22 protein-coding genes, 1 tRNA gene and 1 pseudogene are annotated in these 26,713 nt (G+C 70.6%); 9 read left to right on the plus strand and 15 right to left on the minus strand.

What is annotated here, in order from left to right; translation table 11 throughout:
* Positions 1–10 precede the first annotated feature (10 nt).
* Positions 11–175 (minus strand): hypothetical protein, encoded by a 165-nt coding sequence (locus I6J71_RS47405; protein ID WP_239155641.1) that lies wholly within the window; start codon positions 173–175, stop codon positions 11–13.
* On the opposite strand from I6J71_RS47405, the pseudogene I6J71_RS00665 reads away from it, so the two are divergent.
* A pseudogene (locus tag I6J71_RS00665) lies at positions 107–1,020 on the plus strand (FGGY-family carbohydrate kinase); the annotation flags it as partial. The gene I6J71_RS47405 and the pseudogene I6J71_RS00665 sit on opposite strands and share 69 nt — an antisense overlap.
* On the plus strand, positions 1,020–1,670 hold the full coding sequence (locus tag I6J71_RS00670; RefSeq protein ID WP_204092931.1) for a class II aldolase/adducin family protein: 651 nt from the start codon (positions 1,020–1,022) through the stop codon (positions 1,668–1,670). The pseudogene I6J71_RS00665 and the gene I6J71_RS00670, both read left to right, overlap by 1 nt.
* Positions 1,671–1,711: 41 nt before the next feature.
* On the opposite strand, the gene I6J71_RS00675 is transcribed toward I6J71_RS00670, so the two are convergent.
* From I6J71_RS00675 to I6J71_RS00710, 8 genes are all read right to left on the minus strand, one after another.
* Positions 1,712–3,145, minus strand: a complete 1,434-nt coding sequence (locus I6J71_RS00675) for an MBOAT family protein (protein WP_204092932.1) — start codon at positions 3,143–3,145, stop codon at positions 1,712–1,714.
* A 961-nt stretch (positions 3,146–4,106) separates the two neighbouring features.
* A complete protein-coding gene (gene rlmB / locus I6J71_RS00680) occupies positions 4,107–5,078 on the minus strand; it encodes a 23S rRNA (guanosine(2251)-2'-O)-methyltransferase RlmB (protein WP_204092933.1) in 972 nt (323 codons plus the stop codon).
* 38 nt (positions 5,079–5,116) lie between these two features.
* Positions 5,117–6,502 carry a cysteine--tRNA ligase gene (gene cysS, locus I6J71_RS00685; protein WP_204092934.1) on the minus strand — a complete coding sequence of 462 codons (1,386 nt, stop codon included), beginning with the start codon at positions 6,500–6,502 and terminating at the stop codon, positions 5,117–5,119.
* Between the two features lie 42 nt (positions 6,503–6,544).
* Positions 6,545–7,222: an HAD family hydrolase gene (locus tag I6J71_RS00690; RefSeq protein WP_204092935.1), complete on the minus strand. Its 678-nt coding sequence runs from the start codon at positions 7,220–7,222 to the stop codon at positions 6,545–6,547.
* 58 nt (positions 7,223–7,280) lie between these two features.
* Positions 7,281–7,673, minus strand: coding sequence for a PPOX class F420-dependent oxidoreductase (locus tag I6J71_RS00695; protein WP_204092936.1), 393 nt, complete (start codon positions 7,671–7,673; stop codon positions 7,281–7,283).
* An 18-nt stretch (positions 7,674–7,691) separates the two neighbouring features.
* The gene (gene ispF / locus I6J71_RS00700) at positions 7,692–8,165 is read right to left on the minus strand and encodes a 2-C-methyl-D-erythritol 2,4-cyclodiphosphate synthase (RefSeq protein ID WP_204092937.1); all 474 of its coding nucleotides are present in this window, start codon (positions 8,163–8,165) and stop codon (positions 7,692–7,694) included.
* Positions 8,162–8,824, minus strand: coding sequence for a 2-C-methyl-D-erythritol 4-phosphate cytidylyltransferase (locus I6J71_RS00705; RefSeq protein WP_370542067.1), 663 nt, complete (start codon positions 8,822–8,824; stop codon positions 8,162–8,164). The genes ispF and I6J71_RS00705 overlap by 4 nt, the downstream gene beginning before the upstream one ends.
* Positions 8,825–8,888: 64 nt before the next feature.
* Positions 8,889–9,380 (minus strand): CarD family transcriptional regulator, encoded by a 492-nt coding sequence (locus tag I6J71_RS00710; protein ID WP_033294400.1) that lies wholly within the window; start codon positions 9,378–9,380, stop codon positions 8,889–8,891.
* Positions 9,381–9,665: 285 nt separating this feature from the next.
* On the opposite strand from I6J71_RS00710, the gene I6J71_RS00715 reads away from it, so the two are divergent.
* Together I6J71_RS00715 and radA are read left to right on the plus strand one after the other, a co-directional pair.
* On the plus strand, positions 9,666–10,298 hold the full coding sequence (locus I6J71_RS00715; protein WP_204092938.1) for a hypothetical protein: 633 nt from the start codon (positions 9,666–9,668) through the stop codon (positions 10,296–10,298).
* A gap of 35 nt (positions 10,299–10,333) precedes the next feature.
* Positions 10,334–11,695, plus strand: coding sequence for a DNA repair protein RadA (gene radA, locus I6J71_RS00720; RefSeq protein WP_204092939.1), 1,362 nt, complete (start codon positions 10,334–10,336; stop codon positions 11,693–11,695).
* Here the strand turns inward: radA and I6J71_RS00725 are convergent, their stop codons facing one another.
* From I6J71_RS00725 to I6J71_RS00750, 6 genes are all read right to left on the minus strand, one after another.
* Entirely contained in the window at positions 11,696–12,400 is a 705-nt protein-coding gene (locus I6J71_RS00725; protein WP_204092940.1) for a hypothetical protein, read from the minus strand. It lies immediately after the preceding gene.
* Positions 12,401–12,761: 361 nt separating this feature from the next.
* Complete coding sequence (locus I6J71_RS00730; RefSeq protein WP_204096794.1) at positions 12,762–13,376, minus strand: RNA polymerase sigma factor; 615 nt, start codon at positions 13,374–13,376, stop codon at positions 12,762–12,764.
* A 125-nt stretch (positions 13,377–13,501) separates the two neighbouring features.
* Entirely contained in the window at positions 13,502–14,035 is a 534-nt protein-coding gene (locus I6J71_RS00735) for a hypothetical protein (RefSeq protein ID WP_204092941.1), read from the minus strand.
* Between the two features lie 140 nt (positions 14,036–14,175).
* A complete protein-coding gene (otsB, locus tag I6J71_RS00740; RefSeq protein ID WP_204092942.1) occupies positions 14,176–16,710 on the minus strand; it encodes a trehalose-phosphatase in 2,535 nt (844 codons plus the stop codon).
* Positions 16,711–16,748: 38 nt separating this feature from the next.
* Positions 16,749–18,191 carry a trehalose-6-phosphate synthase gene (locus tag I6J71_RS00745; RefSeq protein ID WP_204092943.1) on the minus strand — a complete coding sequence of 481 codons (1,443 nt, stop codon included), beginning with the start codon at positions 18,189–18,191 and terminating at the stop codon, positions 16,749–16,751.
* 83 nt (positions 18,192–18,274) lie between these two features.
* Positions 18,275–19,780 carry a threonine/serine exporter ThrE family protein gene (locus I6J71_RS00750; protein ID WP_239154340.1) on the minus strand — a complete coding sequence of 502 codons (1,506 nt, stop codon included), beginning with the start codon at positions 19,778–19,780 and terminating at the stop codon, positions 18,275–18,277.
* Positions 19,781–20,524: 744 nt separating this feature from the next.
* Here I6J71_RS00750 and I6J71_RS00755 point away from each other — a divergent pair.
* The 5 genes from I6J71_RS00755 (at position 20,525) to I6J71_RS00775 (ending at position 26,643) form a co-directional block, all read left to right on the plus strand.
* The gene (locus I6J71_RS00755; protein WP_204092945.1) at positions 20,525–21,049 is read left to right on the plus strand and encodes an NlpC/P60 family protein; all 525 of its coding nucleotides are present in this window, start codon (positions 20,525–20,527) and stop codon (positions 21,047–21,049) included.
* A gap of 122 nt (positions 21,050–21,171) precedes the next feature.
* Positions 21,172–21,247 (plus strand) — tRNA-Thr (locus I6J71_RS00760).
* Positions 21,248–21,413: 166 nt separating this feature from the next.
* On the plus strand, positions 21,414–23,267 hold the full coding sequence (locus I6J71_RS00765) for a P-loop NTPase fold protein (RefSeq protein ID WP_204092946.1): 1,854 nt from the start codon (positions 21,414–21,416) through the stop codon (positions 23,265–23,267).
* A 360-nt stretch (positions 23,268–23,627) separates the two neighbouring features.
* Positions 23,628–23,864, plus strand: a complete 237-nt coding sequence (locus I6J71_RS00770) for a hypothetical protein (RefSeq protein WP_204092947.1) — start codon at positions 23,628–23,630, stop codon at positions 23,862–23,864.
* A 1,576-nt stretch (positions 23,865–25,440) separates the two neighbouring features.
* Entirely contained in the window at positions 25,441–26,643 is a 1,203-nt protein-coding gene (locus tag I6J71_RS00775) for a hypothetical protein (RefSeq protein ID WP_204092948.1), read from the plus strand.
* The last annotated feature ends 70 nt before the right edge of the window (positions 26,644–26,713 follow it).

A 26,713-nucleotide genomic window follows, 5' to 3' on the forward strand; every position in this document is an offset into this window, starting at 1 on the left:
CGCGGGCCCATCATCGGTGGGCCCGCTCTTCATTGCCCTCGCCTGCACGGTTCGCCGTCCAGGACGCCGAGTGGTCGGTCTCGGCCAGGCCCTCAACGCCGATCCGTTGCCACTCCTTGATCAGGCCACCCGGCAGTCCGACGAAGGTGCGATCGAGGCGTGCGGCCTCGGGCATCGGCGGAGCTTGTTCGCCGATCCCGCACCGCCGAAGGGGGTATTCCGGCTCAATACTGGCGGCGCCAATCTGCTGGGCCTGCCGACCGGGTTGTCCGTGCCGGCCGGGCCGTTCGACCTGCGTCCCAGCGCGATCGGCGCCGGAGTGCGGGAGCCGGGTGACGGCATCCTGACCGCGGGTACCACGCTCGCGTGCCAAGTGCGCACGGCCGACATGGCATTCGAACGCGAGGGCGAGCGGGCCGGAATGTCTCTGTCCACACCGGACGAGTCGCGGTACTTGCCGGCGATGGTCGGCACCGCCGGCATCGACTGGGTGTGCGCGTTGCTGCGTTACGACGTCGCGGAGATCGACGCGCTACTGGCGAGCAGCGCCGCGAGTGCGGGTGGCGTGCGAGCGTTGCCGTTCCTGTCGGTTTCCGGCGAGCGTGCGCCGTTCGTCGACGCGGGCGCACGGGCGCAGTTCGCCGGGCTGAGCCTGGAAAGCAGCCCGGGGTGACTGGTGCGGGCGTTGTGCGAATCGATCGAGTTGGCCGCGAGGCACTGCTTCGAGGCGGCCGGGCTTTCGGGCCGGCCGTACGCGTGTGGCGGGGGCACGCGCTCGCAGGGGTGGATTCGGATCTTCGCCGACGTGCTGGGCCGGCCGATCGTGATCCCGAGCGATCCGGGAGTCGGCGCGCGGAGCGCGGTTCTCACGGCCGCTTCGGCACGCCGTTCGACCAGGAGCGGTGGGCGGCCAACTCGCGAACGGTGGCCGTCCGGCCGGAGAATGTCGAGGTCTACGAGCGCGGTTACGCCGGCTACCAGGGGTCCCTCGCCGCCGCGCGCGGACTGTGGAGGCTGTGATGATCCTCGAGGACGAGCGGGCCGCCGTCTGCGACTACGCGCGTCGCCTGACGGCCGACGGCCTGGTCGTCGGCACCTCCGGCAACATCTCCGTCCGAGATGGCGCGTTGATCGCCGTCACGCCCACGGGCGTCGACTACGCGGGCCTGCAGCCGGCCGACATCCCCGTCGTGAGCGTCGACGGCGAACCCGTCGAGGGCGAGCTGAAGCCGACGAGCGAACTCCCGATGCACCTCACGATCTACACCCGCGCCGCCGACCCGGACGGCGCGCCGATCACCGCGGTCGTCCACACGCACTCCGTGCACGCCACGGCTGTCTCGACCCTGGTCGACGAGGTCCCGCCCATCCACTACATGCTCGCCACCGTCGGCCCGACCGCCCGCGTCGCCCCCTACGGAACCTACGGCACCGACGCGTTGGCCCACAACATGCTCAAAGCCCTCGACTCCCGCCGCGGGTGCCTCCTGGCCAACCACGGCACCATCACCTACGGCGACACCCTGCGCGCCGCGTACGACCGCGCCCAGCAACTCGAGTGGGTGTGCCGCCTGTGGCTGCTGGCCCGCTCCGCGGGGGCCCCGGCGTTGCTGCCCTCGGAGGAGATCGAGCACGTGGTGGACAAACTGCGGGATTACGGCCAGCGCTGAGTCGGGCGCGCTGTCGGCTGCCACCGCAGACGTCCTGGCGATCAGAATTGGTAGTAAAGGAACGGACTGAACGTCCCCGTCGCTACCAGGATTGCGGCGTAGACGAGGCCGGCGGTCATCACGCCGACGCGCAGGGCCGTGGCGGGGCGGGTGCGGGACGACTCCAGGAGGGGGCCCGTCACGGGCTGGGCAGGCAGGAGGAAGACCGCGAGAGCCAGAATCAGGATGACGAGGCGCTGGTTGGTCAGCGCGCTGGACACGACGTCGCCCAGGCCGGTGAAGTCCGGGAGGAGCATGTGGCCGATCATGGCGAGCGCGTGGGCCAGGTCGGCGGAGCGGAAGAACACCCAGCCGAACACCACGAGGACCAGGGTGAGCAGTCGGCGGGCGAGGCGGGCGACGCGGCCGGTCGGGGTGTTGCCCCAGTTGAAGCGGCGTTCGATGACCAGCAGGGCGCCGTGGTAGCAGCCCCAGACCAGGAACGTCCACTGGGCTCCGTGCCAGAAGCCCGTCAGGACGAAGACGATGCAGAGGTTGCGGTAGGTCTTGCCGGCGCCGGAGCGGTTGCCGCCGAGGGGGATGTAGACGTAATCGCGGAACCAGCGTGACAGCGACATGTGCCAGCGGCGCCAGAATTCCGTGATGGTGACCGACGAGTACGGCCGCGCGAAGTTCTCCGGCAGGCGGAAGCCGAGCATGCGGCCGAGGCCGATGGCCATGTCCGAGTAGCCGGAGAAGTCGAAGAACAGCTGCAGCGTGTAGCCCACGGCGCCGAGCCAGGCCGTCGCGAACGTCATCTGGTTGCTGGGCGTCGAGAAGCACGCCTCGACCATGGGGGAGAGCGAGTCGGCGACGATGGATTTCTTGCACAGGCCCAGCGCGAACCGCGGGAAGCCGGCGGCGATGTCGTCGAGGCGGTGCGAACGCTGCTGCGGCAGCTGGTCCGCGATCTCGCGGTAACGCACGATCGGGCCCGCGATGAGCTGCGGGAACATCGCGATGTACGCCGCGAAGGACACGGGGTTGCGCAGCGCGTGCCGTTCGCCGCGGAAGATGTCCACGACGTACGAAATGTGGTGGAACGTGTAGAACGAGATGCCGATCGGCACCACGATGTTCGCGACGCCGACGTCCCCGCCGAACCAGTGCGCGACGGCCGCGATCTGCTGCGTCGCGAAGCCCGCGTATTTCCAGATCACCAGCACGAGCACGTCGAGCGTGACGACGCCGATGAGGATCCGCTTGCGCCGCTTGCCGTGCACGTCCCACGGGCTGGGCTCGAGCGCAGGCCCCGCGAGGAAGTTCACGGCCATGCAGCCCAGCAGCAGGAACAGGTACGGCCCGGCGCCGATCGTGTAGAACAGCAAGCTCGCCACCGCGACGATCGCGTTGCGCCAGCTGCGCGGGCACACCAGCACGGCGACCAGCACCGCCGGCATGAAGTACCACAAGAACAGCGGCGAAACGAACGACATCGGTGACGGACCCCCTCGGTTCCGGAGCTGACCTTAGCCCGAGTGGGTGGCCCAGTGGAGTGAAGCCCAGCCGATCCCGGCGCGAATCACTGACTGTGATGGCACAAGGGGCACCGCTGACCCTCGCGCGACGAGGTCCAGACCCCTGCGAGCGCCTCGCCCCGGCGGACATGCCCCCGCCCTCCCCGGGGGCGTCCCCGACCCATTTTATCGGTGAGGGGCGACAAAACGGTCGGACGGCTCTTGGAGGGCGGAGCTGTCCACAATTCGGTCGGGCTGTGGGTAACTGCGTCGGCTGGAGGGGTGAGGCTGCTTTGCTCGGTAAGTACCTCGCGAGGCGAGGCAAGGCGGCGCGGCGCCGAGCGAGTGCTGTGGTCCGGATGGTGGATGAAGGCGAGGCGGTCCGGCACCGGCGAAGGCTCCGTTCGGATGGCGGGCGACCTCGCAACGCGAGGCCGTCCCGGCACCGGCAAAGGCGTGATGCCGGCAAGCGAGCTGCGGCCGCAGGGCGTGCGGCCGGTGGTCCTGGAGCGCGCCGCGGAGCCCACGAAGGGTGCGCGCGCTCGGGCTGCACTCCCGCAGCATCGAGCCGATGGACCAGCGCGGGCTGCTGCAGCGGTTCCTCCCGGAAGGGCAGCGCCACCCGCTCGCCGCTTCTTCGCGGGCATCGAGAAGCCGGCGCCGCACGGGCTGGACACGCCCCACCCGTTCGCGCTCGGTCGGATGGCGGGTGATCTCGTGGCGCGAGGCGGTCCGCCATCCGAACGAGAGCGTCCGTGCGGACGGTGGGAGACCCGGCGAGAAGAGACGGGGCCACGGGCAAGAGCATCCGTGGAGGGCGGGCGACGTCGGCGAGGCGACGCGAGGCGGCCTGACACCGGCAAAGGTGAGATGGCAGGCCGCGTCAGCGAGGCGACGCGAGGCGGCCCCGACAACCCGAGACCCCGAAAACCCGACAAGATCAGCTCAGGCGACCCGCCAAGCGGCGACGGCGGGCGACCTCCGCCAGCAGCACCCCGGCGGCGACCGAGGCATTCAGCGACTCCACGCCGGCCGCCATGGGGATGGAGACGGTGGCGTCGCAGGTTTCGCGGACGAGGCGGGACAGGCCGCGGCCCTCGGAGCCCAGGACGACGACCAGCGGGTCCGCCGCGAGCTCCAGGGAGTCGATGTCCACGGTGCCGTCGGCGTCGAGACCGACGATCATGAGGCCGTCGGACGCCCAGGCGCGCAACTGGCGCGTGAGGTTCGTCGCGACGGCGATGGGGAGCTTGGCGGCCGTGCCGGCGCTGGTGCGCCAGGCCACCGCGGTCATGCCGGCGCTGCGGCGCTCGGGCAGCAGCACACCCTGGGCGCCGAACGCGGCGGCGGACCGGATGACGGCGCCGAGGTTGCGCGGGTCCGTGACGCCGTCGAGCGCGACGAACAGCGGGGTGCTGCCGGAATTGCGCGCGGCGGCGAGCAGGTCGTCCGGGTGCGCGTACTCGAAGGGCGGCACCTGCAGGCCCAGGCCCTGGTGCATGGCCCGGTTGGTCTTGCGGTCGAGCTCCTCGCGCGGGATCTCGAGGATGGAGATGCCCTTGTCCGCGGCCAGGCGCACGGCCTCGTTCACGCGGTCGTCGATGTCGATGTTGAGCGCGACGTACAGCGCGGTGCCCGGGACGTCGGCGCGCAAGGCCTCGACGACCGGGTTGCGGCCGGCGATCAGCTCCGGCCGGTCGGCCTTCTTCTGGCGCTGCTGTTCGCGCGTCTTCTCACGCGCCTTCGCCGCCTGGGCGGCGCGGTGCGCCTTGTGGCCCGGCCGGTCCTCGGCCTTCGGCGTGGGGCCCTTGCCTTCGAGCGCCTTGCGCCGCTGCCCGCCGGAGCCAACGACGGCGCCCTTCTTGGTGCCGGCCTTGCGGATGGCGCCCTGACGCCGTGAGTTGCCTGCCATGTGTAACCGAGTCCTTCACTCTCCCGCAAGCGTTCGGGTCAGGAGTTCCTGACCGTCCACTGCGGACCGTTCGGGGTGTCCTCCACCGCGATGCCCGCCTCCTGGAGGCGGTCGCGGGCGGTGTCCGCGCGCGCGAAGTCTTTCGCGGCGCGCGCCTCCTGGCGTTCGGCCAGGAGTCCTTCCACGAGCGACGCCAGCGCTTCGCGGACCGGGGTGTCGCTGCCGCCCTCGGCCCAGCGTTCCGACAGCGGGTCGATGCCCAGCACGTCGGTCATCGCGCGCACCGAGGCGGCGAGTTCGAGCGCCTTGGGGGTGTCGCCCGCGTCGAAGGCGGCGTTACCGTCGCGCACCGTGTTGTGCACCACGGCGAACGCGGCCGGCGTCGCCAGGTCGTCGTCCATCGCTTTCGCGAAGTCCGGGTGCACCGCGCCCACGGGCACGGCGCCGGCGGCGGCCGCGCGGCGCAGGAACGCCTCCACGCGCCGGTAGCCCTGGGCCGCTTCCGCGACCGCGCCGTCGGAGTACTCGATCGTGGACCGGTAGTGCGGCTGCACGAGGTAATACCGCAGCTCGACCGCCCGGTAGCGCTCCAGCATCGCCGGAATCGACACGGTGTTGCCCAGCGACTTCGACATCTTCTCGCCGGACATCGTCACCCACGCGTTGTGCAGCCAGTACCGCGCGAACGGGTCGCCGACCGCGTTGGACTGCGCGCGCTCGTTCTCGTGGTGCGGGAACACCAGGTCGACGCCGCCGCCGTGGATGTCGAACTCCGGGCCGAGGTAGTTCGTGGACATCGCGGAGCATTCCAGGTGCCAGCCCGGCCGGCCGTCGCCCCACGGCGTGGGCCACGACGGCTCTCCCGGCTTCGCGCTCTTCCACAACGTGAAGTCGCGCGCGTCGCGCTTGCCGCGGGTCGGCGTCTCGCCCTGCTGGACCTCGTCGAGGTGCTGGCCCGACAGCTTGCCGTAGCCGTCGAACGTCTTCACCGAGAAGTAGACGTCACCCTCGGCCGCGTACGCGTGTCCGCTGTCGATCAGGCGCTGCATGAGCGTGATCATCTGCGTGATGTGCCCGGTCGCGCGCGGGTTGACCGACGGCGGGAGGCAGCCCAGGTCGTCGTAGGCCTGCTCGAACTCGCGCTCGTGCGTCATCGCCCACTCCCACCACGGCCGGCCCGCTTCGGCGGCCTTGGTGAGGATCTTGTCGTCGATGTCGGTGACGTTGCGGACGAGCAGCACGTCGAGTCCACTGTGGAGCAGCCAGCGGCGCAGGACGTCGTAGTTCAGGACCCCCCGGACGTGCCCGATGTGCGGCACCCCCTGCACGGTGGCGCCACACAGGTAGATGGACGCCGTTCCGCTGCGGACGGGAACGAACTCCCGGGGGGCACGGGTCGCGGTGTCGAACAGGTGTAGGGCCACCCTGAAAGGGTACGGGGTCGGCGTGAGCGACGTCGCAAGACGTCAGAAGACGCCGTGCTCCCGCAGCGCCGCGAGCAGGGCGTCCGGCCGCTCGGTGGTCGGCAGCGGGTCCACCAGTGCGAACGCGCAGCCGAGCGCCCGCGCCCCGCCGTCGGCCTCCTCGCTGTCGCCGACCATGAGCGTCTCCTCGGCGCGCACGCCCAGCCGCTCGATCGCCGTCCGGAAGATCTCCGGCTGCGGTTTCACGGCCCCGACCTCGAAAGACAGCACGAACTCGGCGACGTGCGCGTCCCACCCGCGCTGCGTGAACGCCGGACGGATGTCGAACGCGATGTTGCTCAGCACGCCCACCAGGGGGCCGGCGGCCTTCAGTGCGTCCTGTGTGTCGGGGTACGGCGTCCACTCGCCCGGGGTGATCAGCCGCTGGTAGAGCGCCTCGGCCTGGTCGAGGTGGTGGACACCGGAGGCGCGCAGGACTTCGAGGTAGACCTTGCGGTGCAGCGCGGGGTCGAGGTCGCGGTTGTGCCAGGCGTACTGGTACTCCTCGTCGAGCTCGACGACCTGGCCGACCGGCGCGGTCAAGCGGCGCATCAGCTCCGTCTGGGCTTCGAGGTCGAGGGCCGCGCCGCTGTCGTCGCGGACGTCGGTGAGCCAGGAGGGGTCCTGCTCGAGACGGAAAAGGGTGCCGGAGAAATCGAAGAGGACAGCGTTGATGGCCACCCGCCAACCCTAGCCAGGACTGCCGCCGCCGGGTGCGAAAACCCGGCGGCGGGCCGGCTCAGGCCGCGTTGCCGGTGATCTTCTCCGGGATGACGCGGACGAGGACGCGGACGTTCTCCGGCGGCTCGGCGGGGTAGTCCTTGCCGGTGTACTTGTGGGACAGCTCGTTGATCAGCTCGCGGCCACCTTCGTCCGTCATCTCGACGCGGCCGCGGATCTCGACGTAGTTGTACGGGTTGTCGGTCTCGAAGACGGACACCGAGACGCGCGGGTCGCGGGCCATGTTCCGTTCCTTGAGGCGGCCGCGGACGGTGGCGAAGATCAGCGTGTCGCCGTCGCGCTTGGCCCAGAGCACCGACGTCTGGGCGGAGCCGTCCTTGTTGAGGGTGGCGAGGACGGGGAAGTTCCTGCCGTCGAGCAACGCCTTCGTGGCGTCGTTGAAGGTCACCATGACGGCGACACTAAAGGATCACTCCCGTACGAGGAGCGCGGTGGCGACGGCCGCGATGCCCTCGCCGCGGCCCGTCAGGCCGAGGCCGTCCGACGTGGTGCCGGCGACGCTCACCGGGCCGCCGACGGCGTCGCTCAGCGCGCGCTGGGCCTCATCGCGGCGCTTGCCGATGCGGGGCTGGTTGCCGATCACCTGGACGGTCGCGTTGGCGACCCGCCAACCCTCGGCTTCGACCAGGCCGCGGACCTCCGCGAGCATGTCGGCGCCGTGCGCGCCGTCCATGCGCGGGTCGCCGGTGCCGAAGACCGCGCCCAGGTCGCCGAGGCCGGCGGCCGACAGCAGCGCGTCGCAGAGGGCGTGGGCGGCGACGTCGCCGTCGGAGTGCCCGGCGCAGCCGTCGACGCCCGGCCAGAGCAGGCCGGCCAGCCAGCACTCGCGGCCCGGTTCGATCGGGTGGACGTCGACGCCGTTGCCCACACGGAGGTCGGTCACAGCGGGGCCTCCTGGTCGCCGCCGGCCACGAGGGCTTCGGCGAGCGTGAGTTCGAAGGCGCTCGCGACGCGCATCGCGTCGGGATCGCCGGGGACGGTGATCGCGCCGGCCAGCGAGCCGAAGCCGGGCTCGGTGCTTTCGGACAACGCCGCGCGGAACGCGTCGAGTGAGAATCCGACGGGCGTTTGCGCGGTCCGCAGGCCGTCGCGGTCGACGGTGGCGGTGATCAACCCGGCCGCGTCGGTCGCCTTCACGGTGTCCGACATCGGCAGCACCGGAACGACCACGCGGGACCCTTCACGGACGGTGTCCAGAACTTCACGGACAGTCCGTTGTGGAGTGAACGCCCGGAGTGCGTCGTGCACCAGCACGATCGCATCGGGTGAGAGCAGCGGCTCGACGGCGGTGAACACCTGCCGGAGCGACGCGCCGGCGACGACCCGGCAGCGGTCGGCAAACCTCGTGAGGGTTGCCGCATACGAATCAGCACACCGCTGGGGGGCCGACACGACCACCAGATCGAGATCCGGCGTGCCGAGCAGCCCCCGCACGGTGTGCTGAAGGAGAACTTCACCATTCACCGTCGAGAGAGCGCGCTCTTCGTCGGCGGTGCGGTGTGCGACAGTCACGAACGCGACGCTGTGCACCATCTGGTTCATCGGGTCGTGATCGTAGAGAAGCAGCTTCCCGGTGCCTCCTCCGGGAGCTGCATGACCTCGGGGGTCAGACCGTCGCGGTTTCCAGAACTTCGTCGAGGAGGGTTTCCGCCTTGTCCTCGTCGGTGCCTTCCGCGAGCGCGAGCTCGCTGACCAGAATTTGCCGCGCCTTCGCCAGCATGCGCTTCTCGCCGGCTGAAAGTCCGCGGTCCTTCTCTCGCCGCCAGAGGTCGCGCACCACTTCGGCCACCTTGTTCACGTCGCCGGAGGCGAGCTTCTCGAGGTTGGCCTTGTACCGACGAGACCAGTTCGTGGGCTCTTCGGTGTGGGGAGCACGCAGAACGTCGAAAACCTTGTCCAGTCCTTCTTGCCCGACGACATCGCGCACGCCGACGATTTCGGCGTTGTCGGCAGGCACGCGAACCGTGAGATCCCCTTGCGCGACCTTGAGGACGAGGTACTTCTTTTCCTCGCCCTTGATCACACGGGTCTCGATGGCTTCGATGAGTGCGGCACCGTGGTGCGGGTAGACGACGGTCTCTCCGACCTTGAAAACCATGTGTCCTCTGCCCCTTTCGCTGATTCCATCCTAGCACGGTCTTCAGATGGCCACCTAGCGCCCCGGGATCGTCGTCGCAGGTCAGCGGCCTGGTTGGGCTTGACAAACCAGAATGGCCCGTGCTCATGCAGGTGACGACGGAACCGGTGATCAGCAGTTTCGAAATCCACTGTGGACGGTTGATCTTGGGTGGCGGGGCACCCGCAACCCCCACCGGTGCCGCGTGCGCGCGGGCGCCCGGCTACTCTTCGACGTGACGAGGCCGTGAGATGGAAGGACTCCGACGTGAGGCTGCAGAATCGTCGCGTGCTCGGCGTGACCGTGTCGGCGCTCGGCGCCGCGCTGGTACTCGCCGGTTGCGGGGCCGGTCAGATCACCCAGACCGACACGCAGCAGCCCGCTGTCAACGGCACGTACGCGCAGGTGAAGACGCTGGTCCTGCGCAACGTGGCCGTCCAGTACCCGGGCCAGGGGGTCGCGTACTCGGCCGGTCAGTCCGCGCCGCTCACCCTCACCATCGTCAACCAGGGCGCCCAGGACGACCAGCTCGTCTCGGTCACCTCGGAGGGTTCGAACGGCCCCGCGAAGATCTCCGGCGCCACCGACATCGTCGCCGGCCACTCGCTGGTCATCGGCCCGGACGACGCCGTCGAGTCGACCAACGAGCAGGCCCCGCCCACGCCGTCGAGCCCGGCGTCGACCCCGCCGAGCGGCACCTCCGGCGCGCCCGCGAGCAGCGCTTCCCCGGGTGACGGCGGCGCGGCGGCCACCGAGCTGGGCAAGGGCACGGTCGTGCTGCAGGGTCTGAAGCAGCCGCTGTGGTCGGGCATGACGATCAACGTCACCTTCACCTTCCGCAACGCCGGGCCGATCACCGTCGAGATGCCGGTCGCCGCGCCGGCGCACGTCGAGCCCTGACGGGTTTTGTCGGTCCGCGCCGATAGCCTCGGCGCGTGGTGAAGAAGTCCAGCACCGTCTACCGGTGCGCGGAGTGCGGTTACGAGGCCGCCAAATGGCTCGGCCGGTGCCCGGAGTGCCAGGCCTGGGGCACGCTCGAGGAGCGCGGCGGGGTCAAGCCCGCGATCACCCGCGTGGCCGCGGGCGCGCCCAGCGCGCCCGCGCAGCCGATCGCCGAGGTCGACGTCGAGACGGCTCGCGCGAAGGCGACGGGCGTCCCCGAACTCGACCGCGTGCTCGGCGGCGGGCTGGTGCCCGGTGCCGTGGTGCTGCTGGCGGGTGAGCCGGGCGTCGGCAAGTCGACGCTGCTGCTGGAGGTCGCCTACCAGTGGGCCGCCACGGCCGGGCGCTCCCTGTACGTGACGGGTGAGGAGTCCGCCGGGCAGGTCCGGCTGCGCGCCGAGCGCACGGGCAACGTGCACGGCGAGATGTTCCTCGCAGCCGAGAGCGACCTGTCGGCGATCCTGGGGCACGTCGACGCCGTGAAGCCCGGTGTGCTGATCGTCGACTCCGTGCAGACGATGGCGTCTCCGCAGGTCGAGGGCTCACCAGGCGGCGTCACGCAGGTTCGCGCCGTCGCGGCGGGGCTCGTGGCGCTCGCCAAGGAGCGTGGGCTTCCCGTCGTGCTGGTGGGGCACGTCACAAAGGACGGTTCGGTCGCCGGTCCGCGCGTGCTGGAGCACCTCGTCGACGTCGTGCTGCAGTTCGAAGGCGACAAGCACTCGACGCTGCGCATGGTCCGCGGCGTGAAGAACCGCTTCGGCGCGGCCGACGAGATCGGCTGCTTCGAGCTCACCGAGGGTGGCATCGTCGGCGTGCCCGACCCGTCGGGGCTGTTCATGAGCGGCACCGCCGAACCGGTTCCGGGCACGGCGATCACGGTCGCCGTCGAGGGCAAGCGGCCGCTGCTCGGCGAGGTGCAGGCGCTGGTGTCGAACACGAGCATGCCGCAGCCGCGGCGCGCGGTGAGCGGCCTCGACTCCGCGCGCGTCGCCATGGTGCTCGCCGTGCTGGAGAAGCGCGGCCGGCTCAAGCTCGGCGACAAGGACGTCTACGTCGCCACCGTGGGTGGGATGAAGATCACCGAGCCGGCGATCGACCTCGCGCTGGTCCTGGCCCTGACGTCGTCGCTGCACGACGTGGCCCTGTCGCCGCGGCTGGTGGCCGTGGGCGAGGTCGGGCTGGCCGGCGAGGTGCGCCGGGTGCCGAACGTCGCGCGCCGCCTCGCCGAAGCCGCCCGGCTCGGCTTCACCCACGCCCTCGTGCCACCCGACTCCGGCAAGCTCCCCGACGGCATCCGGGTGCTGGAGGTCGGCGACGTCGCCAGCGCGCTCAACGCCGCCAACCACGCGAAGTGATCAGGAGCCGAAGCCGCTGGTGATCTCGTAGGTGAACTCGGCGGAGCTGAGGCCACGGCCGGCTGGGATGCCGTAGAAGTTCTGGGTCGTGACGTTGGCGGCGCCGATCAGCTGCGAGGTCGCGGTGTTCACGTTGACGACGAGTTCGTGGTTGCCGTAGCTGATGGTGTAGGTCTCGACGTCGGCGTGCTTCTCCTTCGAGGAAGCCGAACTGCGCAGGAGTTCGATGATCGCCGTGCGCAGCGGGCGGGGCGCGAGTCCCGAGGCGAGCACGGTGAGCGGGCGCATCTGCGTGTCTCCGGGGCCTGGGTAAGCGGCGACCGCCGACCCGAAGGTGGCCGGTTGCGGCGTCTTCGGCGTGCTCGTGACGCCATCCGGAACCTGGGTGCTGCCGGTGTAGGACAGCATCGGCGGGAGGATCTGCTCGGGCTCGCTCGACATTTTGCCCGGTTTCCAGCGCTCTTCGTCGGCCGAGAGGAGCTTCGTGAGAACCACGGGATCTGCCGGCAGGGTGGCGACGAACTGCGGGGTCGGCCGGAACCAGTCCGGGCCGACGGTGAGGTTCCAGCCGCCGGGGTGGGGGAACGGCTCCTTGAAGTCCCCGCCGGGGGCGACCTGCGTGGCGGAAACAGGTCCGACGCGTCGGCGGGGAGCCAGAACTCGACCTTCTGCCGCACGGCGAACGCACTGCGGTCGGCCACCCATTCGACGTCCGTGTAGGTGTTGGTCACGTGGGTGTACTGCCCCGGCCCCGGCTGGACGTCGGCGGCCGGTGTCGCCGCCGGGGCCACCGCAGCAGGGCGTTCGACGACCTCGCGGGCTACCACCACCCCACCCGTCACCACGGCTACCGCAGCGGCCACGGCGATCCACCGCCACGTTCCGGAGCGCTTCTTCTTCGCCTGCGGGGCCGTGTGCGCGCGGCCGGTTTCGGCTGCGGCGGCGCGAAACAACGTCGCGCGGGCGCGGTCCAGCTCGGCGGGATTCGTGCGTACGTGGGGGTGGAGGGCGTCGAAGGCTTCGTCGAGCTCGGCGTCGGACCACAGGTGGCGCACGTTGTCGTCGTTCAAAGTTCCTTCGCCTCCTCGGTCGAATCGGGAGTCGTGGTCGCGGCGTTGGCGCGCAGCCAACGGCGGATGCGGTGCAAGCGCGAGCGGATCGTGCCAGGCGGCACGCCCAGCGCTTCGGCCACCTCCGACGGTTCCAGCCCGGCCCACGACACGAGCAGCAGCGTGTCGCGATCGGCGGCGCTGAGCTTCGCCAGTGCGCCCGCGAGCTGCGCCGCACGCGTCTGTGCGTCGACCTGCTCGGCGACGCGGCCGTCGTGCCCGGCGGTGCTGTGGTCGCCGGCGTACGCGAGCCGCGCGGTCGCCTTCAGCGCTCGCGTTTCGCCGCGGACGTGGTGGCGCAGCAGGTTCGTCGCGATCCCGTAGAGCCACGAGCGCGCCGTGCCGAGCTCCGGCCGGTACGACTCCCGCCGCCGCAGCGCGACGAGCAACGTTTCGGCGACCAGGTCGTGCGCCGCGTCGTCGCCGGCGCGGCGCGCCAGGTAGCGGTGCATCTGGTGCGAGTGCGCGTCGAACAGCCGCCCGAAGACGGGCGCCGGATCGGGAACGCCCAGGTCGGGGCGGTCCAGCGAATCCAGTAACACCGGATCGGGACCGTCGTGGATCACCTGCATGTTCTGTGTCGCCCGCAAGCGCCCGCAGCGTTCACCGGCCGAGAATACTTTCGCAGTGATCTTCACGAGCCCGTGGGCTCGGCGGCCGAGGGGACCGGATCAGGCAGGTCATCGACGGTGCGCGGTCACCAGATCGGGTGGTCGCTGAACTTCTCCAGCGTCGAAACCGAAGGGCGGACGTAGAAGAGGCCCACGGCGTAGCCGAGCACGCCCAAGGCGAAGTTGGCGAACGTCGCCAGCAGGTCCGTAGCGCCCAGGCGGTCGTGGTCGCTCCAGAGGTCGACCAGGGCGGACGCGGTGAGCGCGAACAGGGAGGCGACGACCAGCGCCGTGAAGCACGCGGCGAGGGCTTTGCGCGCAGCCCGAGCGCGGGCGACCACGAGGTAGTCGCCCTGCAGGCAGCCGCGGCACGAGAGCACGACGACCGCCGTGGCGACCACGGACAGCGTGGGGAGCAGGAGGCCGAGGACACCGACCGGGGAGTCCGGGAGGCTGTGCCCGTGCAGCGGCCGGTTGACGAACGCCGTGAGACCGAGGACGAACGCCGTGCCGATCAGCAGCGCGACGCCCGTGACCAGCGAACCGACGCGCACGCGAGCGGCGAAGAGCGGCGGCAAGGGGGCGTACTCGGTGGCTTGTTGCCCGTAGTACTGCTTCATCCCGTCACCTCCGCCCGCGAATGCAGGATGAACGTGCAAATGCTCGTGAAGGTCACCTTAAGGGACAGTGGGTCTCTCAAGGTGACCTTCACGGCACTTGTCACCGACCTGTGCTAACGCACTACGCCGGTGACAGGTGTTCACAGCTTTTCGGCGAGCAGGTTCGCGCAGCGGATCAGCCCGATGTGCGAGTAGGCCTGCGGGTGGTTGCCCAGCGAGCGCTCGGCGATCGGGTCGTACTGCTCCGGCAGCAGGCCCGTGGGGCCCGCCGAGGCGACGATCTGCGTGAACAGCTCCTCGGCCTCGTTGCGCCTGCCGGTGATGAGATATGCCTCGATCAGCCAGGCGGCGCAGATGTGGAACCCGCCTTCGCCGCCGGGCAGGCCGTCGTCGCGGCGGTAGCGGTACACGGTGGACCCGCTGCGGAGCTCGGCTTCGATCGCCGTCACCGTCTTCTGGAAGCGCTCGTCGGCCGGGTCGATCAGGCCGGTCAGGCCCACGAACAGCGAGGCGGCGTCGAGGTCGGTGCCGTCGTAGGCCGTGGTGAAGGCCTGGACCTCGTCGTTCCAGCCGCGCGCCAGCACGTCGGCCTTGATGCGGTCGCGCAGCTTCGGCCAGGCGCTCGGCACGTCACGGCCGTACTCGTAGCCCAGCTTCACCGCGCGGTCGATCGTGACCCAGCACATCACGCGCGAGTACACCCGGTGGCGCGGCACGTGCCGCTCTTCCCAGATGCCGTGGTCCGGCTCGTTCCAGCGCCGCGTGACGGCCTCGGCCATCGCGCGCACCAGCTGCCAGTCCTCGTCACGCAGCTCGCCGCGCGCGTCGGCCAGCGTGGTCACGAGCTCCACGACCGGGCCGAACACGTCGAGCTGCACCTGGTGGTTGGCGAGGTTGCCGACGCGCACGGGCCGCGAACCCGCGTACCCGGGCAGCGACTCGATCACGGCCTCGGCGCCGATCACGCTGCCGGCCAGCGTGTACAGCGGGTGCAGCCGCTCCGGACCGGCCAAAGTGGACAGCACGCCGTGCAGCCACCGCAGGTAGCCCTCGGCTTCCTCGTTGGACCCGAGGTGCACCAGCTCGCGCACGGTCATGGCCGCGTCGCGGATCCAGCAGTAGCGGTAGTCCCAGTTGCGGACGCCGCCGATCTCCTCCGGCAGCGACGACGTCGCCGCCGCCAGCACGCCACCCGTGTCGGTGTCGACGAGGCCGCGCAGCGTCAGTGCCGACCGGCGGACCAGCTCGGTCTGCACGGTCGGCAGCTTGAGCTTCGCGGCCCAGTCGCTCCAGTAGCGGCCCGCCCGGTCGCGACGGTCTATTTCGGACAGTTCATGGGGCTCGAGATCCGTGGTGCCGCATCGCAGTTCGAGCACCACGGGGTTCTCCGGCGTCGGCTCCACGAGCGCGGTGGCGGTGTCGTGCAGTCCGTCGGACGTGATGGTCCAGTCCACGCCGGCCGAGCGCAGGACGAACGGCTCCGACGTGCCCAGCACGCGCAGCCCGTCGCCCTCGGGGACGATCTTCACCGGCACGCCGCCGAACTCCGGCCGCGGCGCGAACAGCACGTCGGCGGCCGTCTCACCCGAGATCACGCGCACCATGTCCGTGCGGTGCGAAGGGCTTTCCGGCTCGAGGTAGTCGGTGACGAGCAACCGTGACCAGCGCGTCTCCACCGTCATCGTGTTCGGCAGGTAGCGCTGGCCGAGCGGCAGCCCGTTGCGGTGCGGCTTGATCGAGAAGCAGCCGGCGCTCGGGCCGCCCAGCAGGTCGGCGAACACGGCGGGCGCGTCCGGCCCCGGGTGGCACAACCAGGTGAGCTTCGCGTCGGGCGTGACGAGGGCCACCGACCGCTCGTTGGCCAGCAGCGACAGCCGCTCGATGGGCGGCGCCGACTCGCCGTAGAGCCAGTTGCGCCGCTCCTCCAGCATGAACGCGAGCACCAGCGCGACGTCGACGGTGTCGGGCACGCGGTAGGTGGCGAGCGTCTCGCCCTCGCCCACCTTGATGCCGAGGTCCGGACCGGACAGGCGCGCGAACGCCTTCTCGTCGGTCACGTCGTCGCCGAGGAAGATCGCGGCGGTGGCCCCCACCTGGTGGCGCAGGGTGTCGAGCGCGCGGCCCTTGTCCGTCTGGACCACCGCGAGCTCCACCACCTCCTTGCCGTCGGTGGTCGACACGCCTTCCCAGGTCGACGGACCTTCGTGCACGGCCGCGAGCACCCGGCGACCGGCCTCGTGCTCGGCCCGGCGCACGTGGACCGCGATGCTCGCGGGCTTCACCTCGAGCGACACACCCGGCACCTCGAGCACCAGGTTCTCCAGCTCGGCTTCGAGCCGGCGGTGCAGTGCCCGCGCCTCGTCGTCGAGGGCGTGGATGAAGCCGATGTCGAACTCGGAGCCGTGGCTGCCGACCAGGTTCACCTCGGCGGGCAGGCGCGAGAGCGTCGCCAGGTCGCGCAGCGCGCGGCCCGAGATGACGGCCGTGGTGGTCTCGTGCAGGCCGGCGAGGGATCTGAGTGCGCCGACGGACTCCGGCAGCGGCCGGGCCTCGTCGGGGTTGGCGGTGATCGGGGCCAACGTGCCGTCGTAGTCGCAGGCGACCAGCAGGCGCGGGGTACGGGCGATCTGCACGATCGCGCGCCGTAGCTCCGCGGGCAACGCCTCGGCGGTCAACACTCCTCCTCAGGAGGTCCAGCGCGGTACGGGGGAGGTCAGTCGACCGGCTCCGCACCCAGCGCCTGCAGGAACGAGCGCGCCCACCGGTCGACGTCGTGGGTGAGGACCTGGCGACGCATGGCGCGCATCCTGCGTCGGCCCTCGGCGGGGTCGAGCGTAATAGCAGCCACCAACGCGTTCTTCACCCCGTCCAGATCATGCGGGTTGACCAGGAATGCGCTGGTCAGTTCGGCAGCGGCGCCGGCGAACTCGCTGAGCACGAGCGCCCCGCCGAGGTCGTGGCGGCAGGCGACGTACTCCTTGCAGACGAGGTTCATCCCGTCGCGCAGAGGAGTCACCACCATGACATCCGCGGCGGAGAAGAACGCGGCGAGCTCGGTGCGGTTCACCGATTGGTGCAGGTAGTGCACGACCGGGTGACCCACGCGCGCGAACTCGCCGTTGATGCGGCCGACCATCTGCTCGATCTCGCCGCGCATGCGCTGGTAGTGCTCCACGCGCTCGCGGCTCGGGGTGGCGAGCTGCACGAAGGCGACGTCCTCGGGCTGCAGCCGCTCCTCGTGCAGCAGCTCGTGCAGCGCCTGCAGCCGCAGGTCGATGCCCTTCGTGTAGTCGAGGCGGTCGACGCCGAGCAGCACGGCCTTCGGGTTGCCGAGATCGCGGCGGATCTGCTTCGCGCGCTCGACCACGCCCTTGCCGCGCGCGACGCTGTCGAGGCCCGTCGCGTCGATGGAGATCGGGAACGCCCCGACGCGCACGGTGCGGTCGCCGACCTGCACCATGCCCGGCCGCGACCGCACGCCGACGGCCCCGCGCGTCGGCTCGAGGCCGACGAGCTGACGGGCCAGCCACAGGAAGTTCTGCGCGCCGCCAGGGCGGTGGAAGCCGATGAGGTCGGCGCCGATGAGCCCGCGCACGATCTCCGCGCGCCACGGGAGCTGCATGAACAGCTCGACCGGCGGGAACGGGATGTGCAGGAAGAAGCCGATGCGCAGGTCGGGCCGCAGCTCGCGCAGCATCGTCGGCACCAGCTGCAGCTGGTAGTCCTGGATCCAGACGGTGGCGCCGTGGGCCGCGACTTCGGCGCTCGCCTCGGCGAAGCGGCGGTTGACCTTCACGTAGCTGTCCCACCACGCGCGGTCGAACACCGGCGGCGCGACGACGTCGTGGTACAGCGGCCAGAGCGTGGCGTTGGAGAAGCCTTCGTAGTAGTCGCGCACCTCGGCGGAGGTGAGGGAAACGGGGTGCAGCACGAGACCGTCGTCGTCGAACTCCTCGACGTCGACGTCGGGCACGCCGGGCCAGCCGACCCAGGCGCCCTTGCGCGCTCGCAGGAACGGTTCGAGCGCGGAGACGAGCCCGCCGGGGCTCGCGGTCCAGCGCCGGCTGCCGTCCGCGGTGCGTTCGAGGTCCACGGGCAGCCGGTTGGCCACCACCACGAAATCGGCGGACGGTGCGGTCTTCTGCTCGTCAGTCACTACAGCTGCTCCCTCGTCACCCGCGGGTCGCGGCCCCAGTGAAACCCTAGCGCGCGTGGAGTGACCGGCTGCTGATCAACCGGTTACTCCAATCGCCTCTCCGTCGGCTCCAACGGTCCCGCCATCCGCGGGCCGGCCAGCTTGCGCTCGAGCCTGCCGAGCCGCATCCGGACGGGTTGCGCGAGGTATTCGCCCAGGACAACGCCCGCTGCGAGCGCGAGCCCGATGGCGACGGCGGTCATGAGGGTGGAGAGATTGCCGCCGGGCTCGACGCCCAATTGGTATAGACCGCGATAGGTGGAAAGTCCGGGTAGCAGGGGGGTGATCCCGGACACGGCGACGACGAGCGGGGTCACTTTCAGCCGCCGCGCGAGCAGGCCGCCGCAGAAGCCGACGAGCGTGGCCGCGATGGCCGAGGCGCTCACGGCGTCGAGCTGCGTGAGCGTCAGCGCGCCGTAGACCAGCGCCCCGATACCGCCGGCGGCCGCGGCGACGAGCAACGCGCGCAGCGTGGAGTAGGAGGCGAGCGCGAAGCACGCGGCCGCGCCGGCCCCGCCGATCACGACGATCGGCAGCTGCTGCGGCGTCGAGCCGGTGACCTCGGGCAGCGGAGTTCGCGGCAACCCGAGCAGCACGGCGAGCTTCAGCGCCAGGACGACCCCGGAGATCAGGCCGGCACTCATCAGGGCCGTTTCCATCGTGCGGCCGGCGGCGGTGACGTTGTAGCCGGTGATCGCGTCCTGCACCGCCGAGACGGTGGAGAGCCCGGACAGCAGCACGGTGACGGCCGCGGCGACCACGAGCGTCGGCCGGTCCGTGGTGAGGACGTTGCTGCTGACTATCGCCATCGCCGACAGCGTGGCGACGAGACCGCCGACGACCTGCTGGAAGAAGAACGGCAGGTGGTAGCGGTTGAGGAACCGGCCGAGCCGGTCGATCACCGAGGAGATCACGAACGCCACCACGGCGATGTCGGGGCCGCCGCCGAGCAGCAGGGTGATGAATGCGGCCAGCCCGCCCCACGCGATGGTCGCGACCCAGCGCGGGTACGGGTGCGGCGCCGACGTGATGCGCTCCAGCTCCGTGTGCGCCTCCTCGGCGCCCATGGCACCGCGGACGATCTTGCGCACGAGGATCTCGGCCTGCGTCAGCCGCGTGTAGTCGAGGCTGCGCGAGCGGACCACTCGCAGCGCCGTGACCGGCGCCAGTTCCGTGCCGCGGTGGCAGGTGACCGTGATCGACGTGAAGATCACGTCGACCTCGCAGTGGGGAAGCCCGAGCGCGGAGGTGAGGGCGAGGATCGTGGCGGTGACGTCGGACGCGCCGGCGCCACTGGCCATCTGCACCTCGCCGATGCGCAGCGTCAAGTCGAGCACGAAGTTGACGGTCGCGTCGTCCGGCGGCTGCGGGCCCAGCGCCTCACCGCTGTCGACGGCCGGTTGTTCCGCCGTCGGCGCCTCCAGGATGTGCCACGCCCGCCGGCGCAACAGGTTCGGCCGGTGGCGTTGGTTCGACCGCGGCCGAGGAGGCTCCAGGATCGGCCACCGTCTGCGGTGCACCCCCTGGTCGGCGCGCTCGTTGATCTTCAAGATCGATCCCACCTCCTCGTCCGTGTGCTCGACGTTCCCGGGGACCATCGGCGGCCGCGCCCTGGCTGTTGCATACCCGGCGGAGTGGTGTGCACCACGTCTTGTGTCGATCGTCTCTCAATGCGGGGCGAGCCGCGCGGTTTCGAGGTCTGAGCTGGGGTTTCGGACCAGTGGGGTGATCGTGGTGACGGCGCTCGGGGCGGTCGTCGGGTTGTGCCGGCGTGGTTTGCGGAGGGCGCGGAGGCGTCACCCGGGGAGTACAGGTGTTGTCCATCTTGGCGCAGGAGTCGGCAACCCCCTTGGCTCAACCACCGACTGAACGGATCTCGGGTGTGGGCCCCGGTCGGCTCAGTCCTGATCGGCGCGCGGAAACCCTTGTGGAACCGGTTGCGAAATGGGTTCGTGCCGGGACTCGGATGGCTGAAATTGGCGGCTCAACTTTTCTGAGTTTGCGCTGGTAAGAATGGGACTGTGCGCACGTAAATCGCGACTGATACCACCTGGTATTTGCTTGGTTCAAGGAGTGGTAATTGTTGATCTGTGCCGCTGATCACTCTTTCGTGCATTCCTGTATTTCATTTCGTAATGTGCCCGTGTTCTCGCGGTGACCTGCGGTCGGAAGTCGATCAGCGGCCGCACGCCGCCCGTCGGCCGAGGTGATACCCCCGATCACCCGAACAGGCCGGACGGCGCGGGTCACCGCGGCAAGCCCCCCGACGGCCCCCGGAAGGAGCCCTCCCCGACATGGCACCTCACCGTCTCGAAGATCGCCCGGAAACCGGGCCCTCGCACAAGCGGTACTTCGTCCGCGCCGCCCTGACGGCGACGGCGATGGCCGCCGCGATGGCCGCCACGGCCGGCCCGGTCCTGGCGAGCACCGCGACCGCCGCGACCCCGGCGCCGGCCTCGGCTACCGCGCAGGCCGGCAAGGGCGCCGCCGCGCTGGCCCGCGCACTCACCCAGCGCGGTAAGCCCTACGTCTGGGGCGCGGCCGGCCCGAACGCCTACGACTGCTCCGGCCTCGTCGTCTGGGCGTTCAAGCAGGTCGGCGTCGCCCTGCCGCACAGTTCGCGGCTGCAGTCCGGGATCGGCACGCCCGTGTCGCGCGCGGCCCTGCAGCCCGGTGACCTCGTGTTCTTCTACAGCCCCGTGAGCCACGTCGGCATCTACGCCGGTGGTGGCAACGTCCTGCACGCCAGCCAGCCCGGCCAGCCGGTCAAGATCTCGCCGCTGGCTTCGATGCCGTTCCACAACGCTCGCCGGATCTGACGGCACCCGGCGCAGCGACACCCGGTCGCGCGGCCGCTTCGGCGCAGCCGCCTTCCGGGTGCCGCCGGGCCCGGCTGGGCCGATATACTGGCCTGCGCCCTCGCCTGGCGCGTGGGGCGCAGGCCGCTATAGCTCAGCTGGTAGAGCATCTGTCTTGTAAACAGAAGGTCAGGGGTTCGAGCCCCCTTGGCGGCTCCATTGCTGACCAGGGAGTTTCCCGTTGTGGAAATCTCCCTGGTCCGTTCCGTCTCAGTTGTCGTTCCAAGCGGCTACCGGTGGCTTTCCCCCGTCGTCTCCGGGCGGTCCGCCGAGCTGCGTAGCAAATGTCACACGCCGGCCGGGGTTATGCGCTAGAACAGAGCCCATGGTCGCGCCCGCGTTCGACGCCTACGGCTACTCAGTTTTCGCGAGCGGCGCGAGCACCGATCGGTTCGTGGTGCTCAACGACGCGCCGTTGGGTGAAGGTGACGGTGCCGACCTGCTGGAGACGACTCCGGTCGCGCGCGGGCTCGCCGACCTCATCGTGGCGTCGCGTGCCGCCGCGCCGTTCGCGCTGGCCGTGGACGCCGCCTGGGGCATGGGGAAAAGCAGCTTGATGCGCAAGCTGGAGTCGACGCTGGCCGCCGAACCGGCGGTGTCGGTGGTGTGGTTCAACGCGTGGACGTCGGGGCAGGCCAGCGCGCTCGAGGGACTGATCAAGTCCGTGCTGTTGCGCTTCGACCGCAACCTCGTGCGGCGGGCCGTGCGGTCGATCCAGCGGCGGACCCACCTGCTGGGGGTGCTGCGGGCGGCCGCGTTGGTGTCGGGCAGCGTGTTCGGTCTCGGTCGTCTCGTCGACGAGATCTGGCGGGCGCTGTCGGTCGATGCCCGGTCCCGCAACCAGATGAAGGGCGTGCTGCGCGACCTGTTCGCCGCGTGGCTGGCCAAGGGCGAGCGGGCGGGTGATCGCCGGCTGCTCGTGGTGTTCGTCGACGACCTCGACCGGTGCGCGGCCGAGCGCATCGTCGAGGTGTGCGAGGCGATCAAGCTGTACCTCGACGTGCCGGGCGTCGTGTTCGTGCTGGCCTGCGACCAGGCAGTGCTGTGGAAGGCCGTGCAGGGTTCGGCGCCCGAGGGCGAGCCGGCGGGTGCGGTCGAGTACCTGGAGAAGATCATCCAGATCAACTACCGGATCCCGCCGCCGAGTGCGGCTTCGGCGCTGCGGCTGGTCGACGGTTACCTGGAGCTGTCGCGGACCGCGGGCCTGTTCGACGACTCGATGAAGAGCGTGATCATCGAACGCTCCGGGCGGAACCCGCGGCGGATCAAGCGGCTCATCAACAGTTTCGTGCTGGAGTACCACCTGAACCGGTCGTGGGACGAGCTCGGCGTCGCGAACCTCGTCCGGGTGGTGCTGCTGCAGCACTTCTACCCGACCTTCTACAGCATCCTCGTCAGCCCGCGCGAGGCGGACCCGATCCGGGACTTCCTGCGCTACCAGGAGTTCCGCGCGAAGGTCCGCCACGGCGAGACCGAGGACCGGCACGACTGGCGGGAACTGTTCGCGGACAAGCGACTCCGGCCACCCGATGCCGCCCAGGCGTCGCTCACCGAGTCGCTCGCCGAGCTCGAACGCGAGCTGCCGGCCCAGTTCCCGCTGCTGGCGGCCGACCGCGACTTCGTCGCCCTGCTCGAAAGCCTCGACGGGCCCGCCAATTCGGACCAGTTCCGGCGGCTCCTGCGCAAGCCGCTGACCGGTGGCCCCGCGCTGCCCCTGCCAGACCCGGCGGACGTGGCGCTGTTCGCACAACCGCGGCAACCCCTGACGGCGACCGGCCGCGACGTCGATCTCGCCGGCGTGCGCGTGCTGTGGATCGACGACAACCCGGTCAGCAACCGCCGGGTGATCGAGCGCCTGTCGAATTCCGGGGCCATCGTGACGACGGCGACGGACCGCACGGCGGCCGTCGCGGCACTGCGTGAGGGCGAACCCGACGTCATCCTCTCCGACTTCACCCGCGACGGCTATCCCTTCACCGGCGTCGACGACGTGGCCTACTTCCGCGAGCACGACCTCTACCACGGGCCGGTGGTCTTCTGCTCCGGTCAGCGGCTCCCGCAGCTGCTCCGCCGCGTCGAAGAGCTCGACGCGATCGGCCCGACCAACGACGAGAACGAGATCGTCCGCTGGGTGGCGCGCATCGCGGCGGAGAAGGCCGCGGCACGCACGCGCGACTAGCGCTGGACCGATGGCTGTCGCGTTCAAGGCGAACGTTCCCCGGTGCGATCGCGCTGAGCGGGCGGCGCTCGACGCGCTCCCATCCGGCCAGACCGTCGAGTTTCCGGGGCCCCGCAGTGCTCCCCGAAAATCGGGCGGATATGCCTGACCAGCGGCGATCATTCGTTGTCGGCCCGGAATCTTCAGCGGCAAGTACCGCGGTCCCTACCCAGGCAGTGGTGATGTCATCGTGGACGGAGCGGACCAGTTCTCAGTGTGTCCGATGAACATTTCGGCGACGTCGACGGGCCACCGGGGCTTGTCCACGACGTCGAACTCGGCGCAATACTCCAAAGGACTGGCCGTGGGGTGGGCACGGGGATGGCTCGCGACCTCGGCGAACTCAGCGACGACAAGGCCGAACATGGCGGCGCTGCCAGTGAGGAACAGCGTCCCAGCGTGCACGTGGTGCACGAAGCGGTCGCGATTCTCGCGGTGCCGGAGCTGGGGATAGTCCTGATCGAGGCGGGTCCGCACTGCTTCGTCAGGCAGGCCGACGGTCTGTGGGTGACCAGCGCCGAGGCTTCGCGGGATCCTCGGCCACGCCGAGGGCCGTAGGTGGAGCGAGTGGTGAACGAGGACCACATCCAACGCGGGCAGGTCAGCTTGCCGGTGCGAGTCGGTGTCCAGAGCGTTGCCCCGAAGGGGAAAGTAGAAGATCGAGCGCGGTGATCGGGCTGCCAACTCCCAGAGGCCGGCGAACTGTCTCGCCGTTGCCTGGTCCAGGCGTAGGTGGAAGCACGTGCGCGCATCGCGCAGTGTCGCGTGCAGGGGTCTGGGTCGCGGTTGGACGATCCGGTACTGCCTGGCGCCGAGCCGGACCTGGTGCCTGGTCACGCGAAGTTTCACCGCCGCCACACGGCGATGGCGTCGTACCCGCTCTCCGCGTTCTCGGCGGTGTGCGTCGGATCGCTGGCACGCGACACCGCACAGATCGTCCTCAAGCTTGGGAACCAATCGCCCGCGACCGACCTCAGGTAACCAGAATTCTTCCGCGCTTCCATCGCCGGATCGTCCCATGACTGCGCAGGCCCAGCGCCTGCACCGCGTCACCGGATCCGTCACCGTCGAATCCGCCGCCCCGCCACCATGAGCCGGGGCAGGGGAGACCGCCGTGACCCAGGTGGATGTCCTGTCTCGCTGAAGCCTTCACCGGACTGGGAGGCGTCACGGCAGGTGAGTGGGTAGGCGTCGGTGAGTGTCAGTGGCGCTGGGCCGAGGGTGATGCCCGACCTCGGTGTAGGACAGATTCCGCGGTGCGCGTCGGGCCGGCCGAGATGGGCGGGCGCTTCGGCCTTCGGGCGGCTGAAGCGGGTGGCCCGCGACGAACCACCGGGGATCCGCGTCACGCGGTGGCTGCTGTGGCTGCAGGTCGCGAGCTGCCTTCTGATCGCGGGCTTCGCCGCGGCTGGGTTCGTCGACAGCGGCGGCTGGTGGAGCGTGCTCCTCGGCTTCATCGTGGTGTTCGACGTGGTTCCCGCGGCGTGTGCCGGGGCGATCGGGAACGGCCCGCGGCGGGTGCTGCGCAGCGTGCTGACGCTCAGCATGGGGATCGCGCTGCTCTTCGGGGATACTTTTCGTGAATCCGTCGTGGGTGCTCGCCGGGACGCAGTTGCGGCGTCGGCCGGGCGACGAGGAAGAGGCCTGGTTCGACGCCTGAGCGATCCTGAAGACCCCCAGGCTGGGCGCGGTGGACGACGAGCAGGTGGTTGGCGGCCTTGCCTCAACTGCGAAAACAGTGGTGTGAACCTTTGCAGACAGCGCTGTGGTCGGCCGTGCCGCGTGCGGGTGCGGTACTCGGTCTGCCGGCACGAGTCCGAGCGGAAAGGGGTGGGGCGCCAGAGCTTTTCGTCGGCTGTGGGATGTTGAGCGGGGAACGCAAGCCGCCGGTATTGAGAGGAACGAGGGGCTGCGCATGACGTCTCCGCAGGTTGAGGCCGGTCCTGTCACTGGCCGGGCCGACCCGGTCAGCGTTGACCGGACCAATCCTCTGTTCGACGCGCGGACTGTCCCGCCGAAGCCGCACACGGACCCGCCGCCGCTACGGCAGGAGTACGTCGAGGCGGCCACGAGCGCGCCGACTGCTCTCACCAACCGGGCTGAGCCGCCCCGCTCGACCGACCGGACCGCTGCCGTGTCGTCCGTCGACCAGCCCGGCGACCGGTCCGGCGACCGGCCCGCCCGGCAGCCGACTGCAGAAGTGCCGGCCGAGCCGTCACCCGCGGCTGTCCCCGTGGAGACGCGCGAGCGCCGGACGGGCTGGCGCGCCTCCGTTGGCGGGGCCATCGTCACGCTGGGCCTGGTGGCCGCCGTAGCGCTGGCTCTGGTCGTCGCGCTGCGGTTGCTCAACGCGGCCCCGGGCTGGCTCGCGTGGCTCACCGAGGGCCCGGGCTGGTGGCACGCCCTGATCCCGGTCGGCGGTGCGGTGCTGGTGCTGCTCGCGGTCGGCGGCGCGCTGGTGGCACTGGCGCCGAAGCGCACCGTGGAGGTTCAGCCGGGTTCGCCGCTGCACGCCAAGGGCTGGTACGCGATGTTCGCCGGGGCGCTGTTCCTGTCCGGCGACACGTCCGCCCGGTACTTCACGCAGGTGCTGCACTTCCACCCGTGGGAGACCGCGGTCGTCTTCCTGCTCATCGAAATCGGCCTGCTGTCGGCCGCACTGGAGATGCGCGACATCCTCACCCGGCCCGACGGTGAACGAGCCGGCCTCGGCAAGGCCCGAGCGCTCCTGTGGACGCTGTTCGGCGGCCAGGCCATCGTCGCGGTGGCGCTCAACATCGACCCGCGCGAGCTGGTCGTGCGGCTGGTCTTCGCCGGGTTCGGCCTGCTGGCGATCCACCAGGCCCTCGGCGTCGACGTCCGCGAAGCCCGCCGCCACAGCGGCACGACCGGCGAGCTGTCCTACTTCGGCCGCTTGCTGCGCGAGCTGCGCGACGCAGCGCTGTCCTGGACCGGGCTGGGCGAGCCGGAGCGCGACGCGCTGCAACGTCGCCGCGAGCGGGCCGCCGACCGGTACGCCCGGCTGTTGAGCGAGGGCAAACCCCAGGGCGACGGCAAGCACCGGTGGTCGGCCGCGGCGCGGTGGACGCGCAACGTGCGTCGCGCCCGCCGGCGCGCGAACCTGCACGACCCCACGCAGCAGGAACGCGTGGTCCGCGTGATGCAGCACGAGCGCGCGGACGATGAGCTGATGAACGCTCGCCTCCCGAAGCTGTTCGACCTGCCGGCCACGCCGGGGGCCTCGGCTGCGGCCGATGTCGACAAGGCGGCGGGCGACCAGCCGGGCGAGCAACCGAACGCCTGGTGGCACGCGGCAGGTGGACCGGCCGCGCGATGAGAAGCCGAGGCAGGGACCGAGGCCGGCGTCATGACAAGCATGCCGCCGGCGGCTGACCGGGCCGGCGAGA

It is taken from the genome of Amycolatopsis sp. FDAARGOS 1241 (assembly GCF_016889705.1).
GTDB lineage: Bacteria > Actinomycetota > Actinomycetes > Mycobacteriales > Pseudonocardiaceae > Amycolatopsis.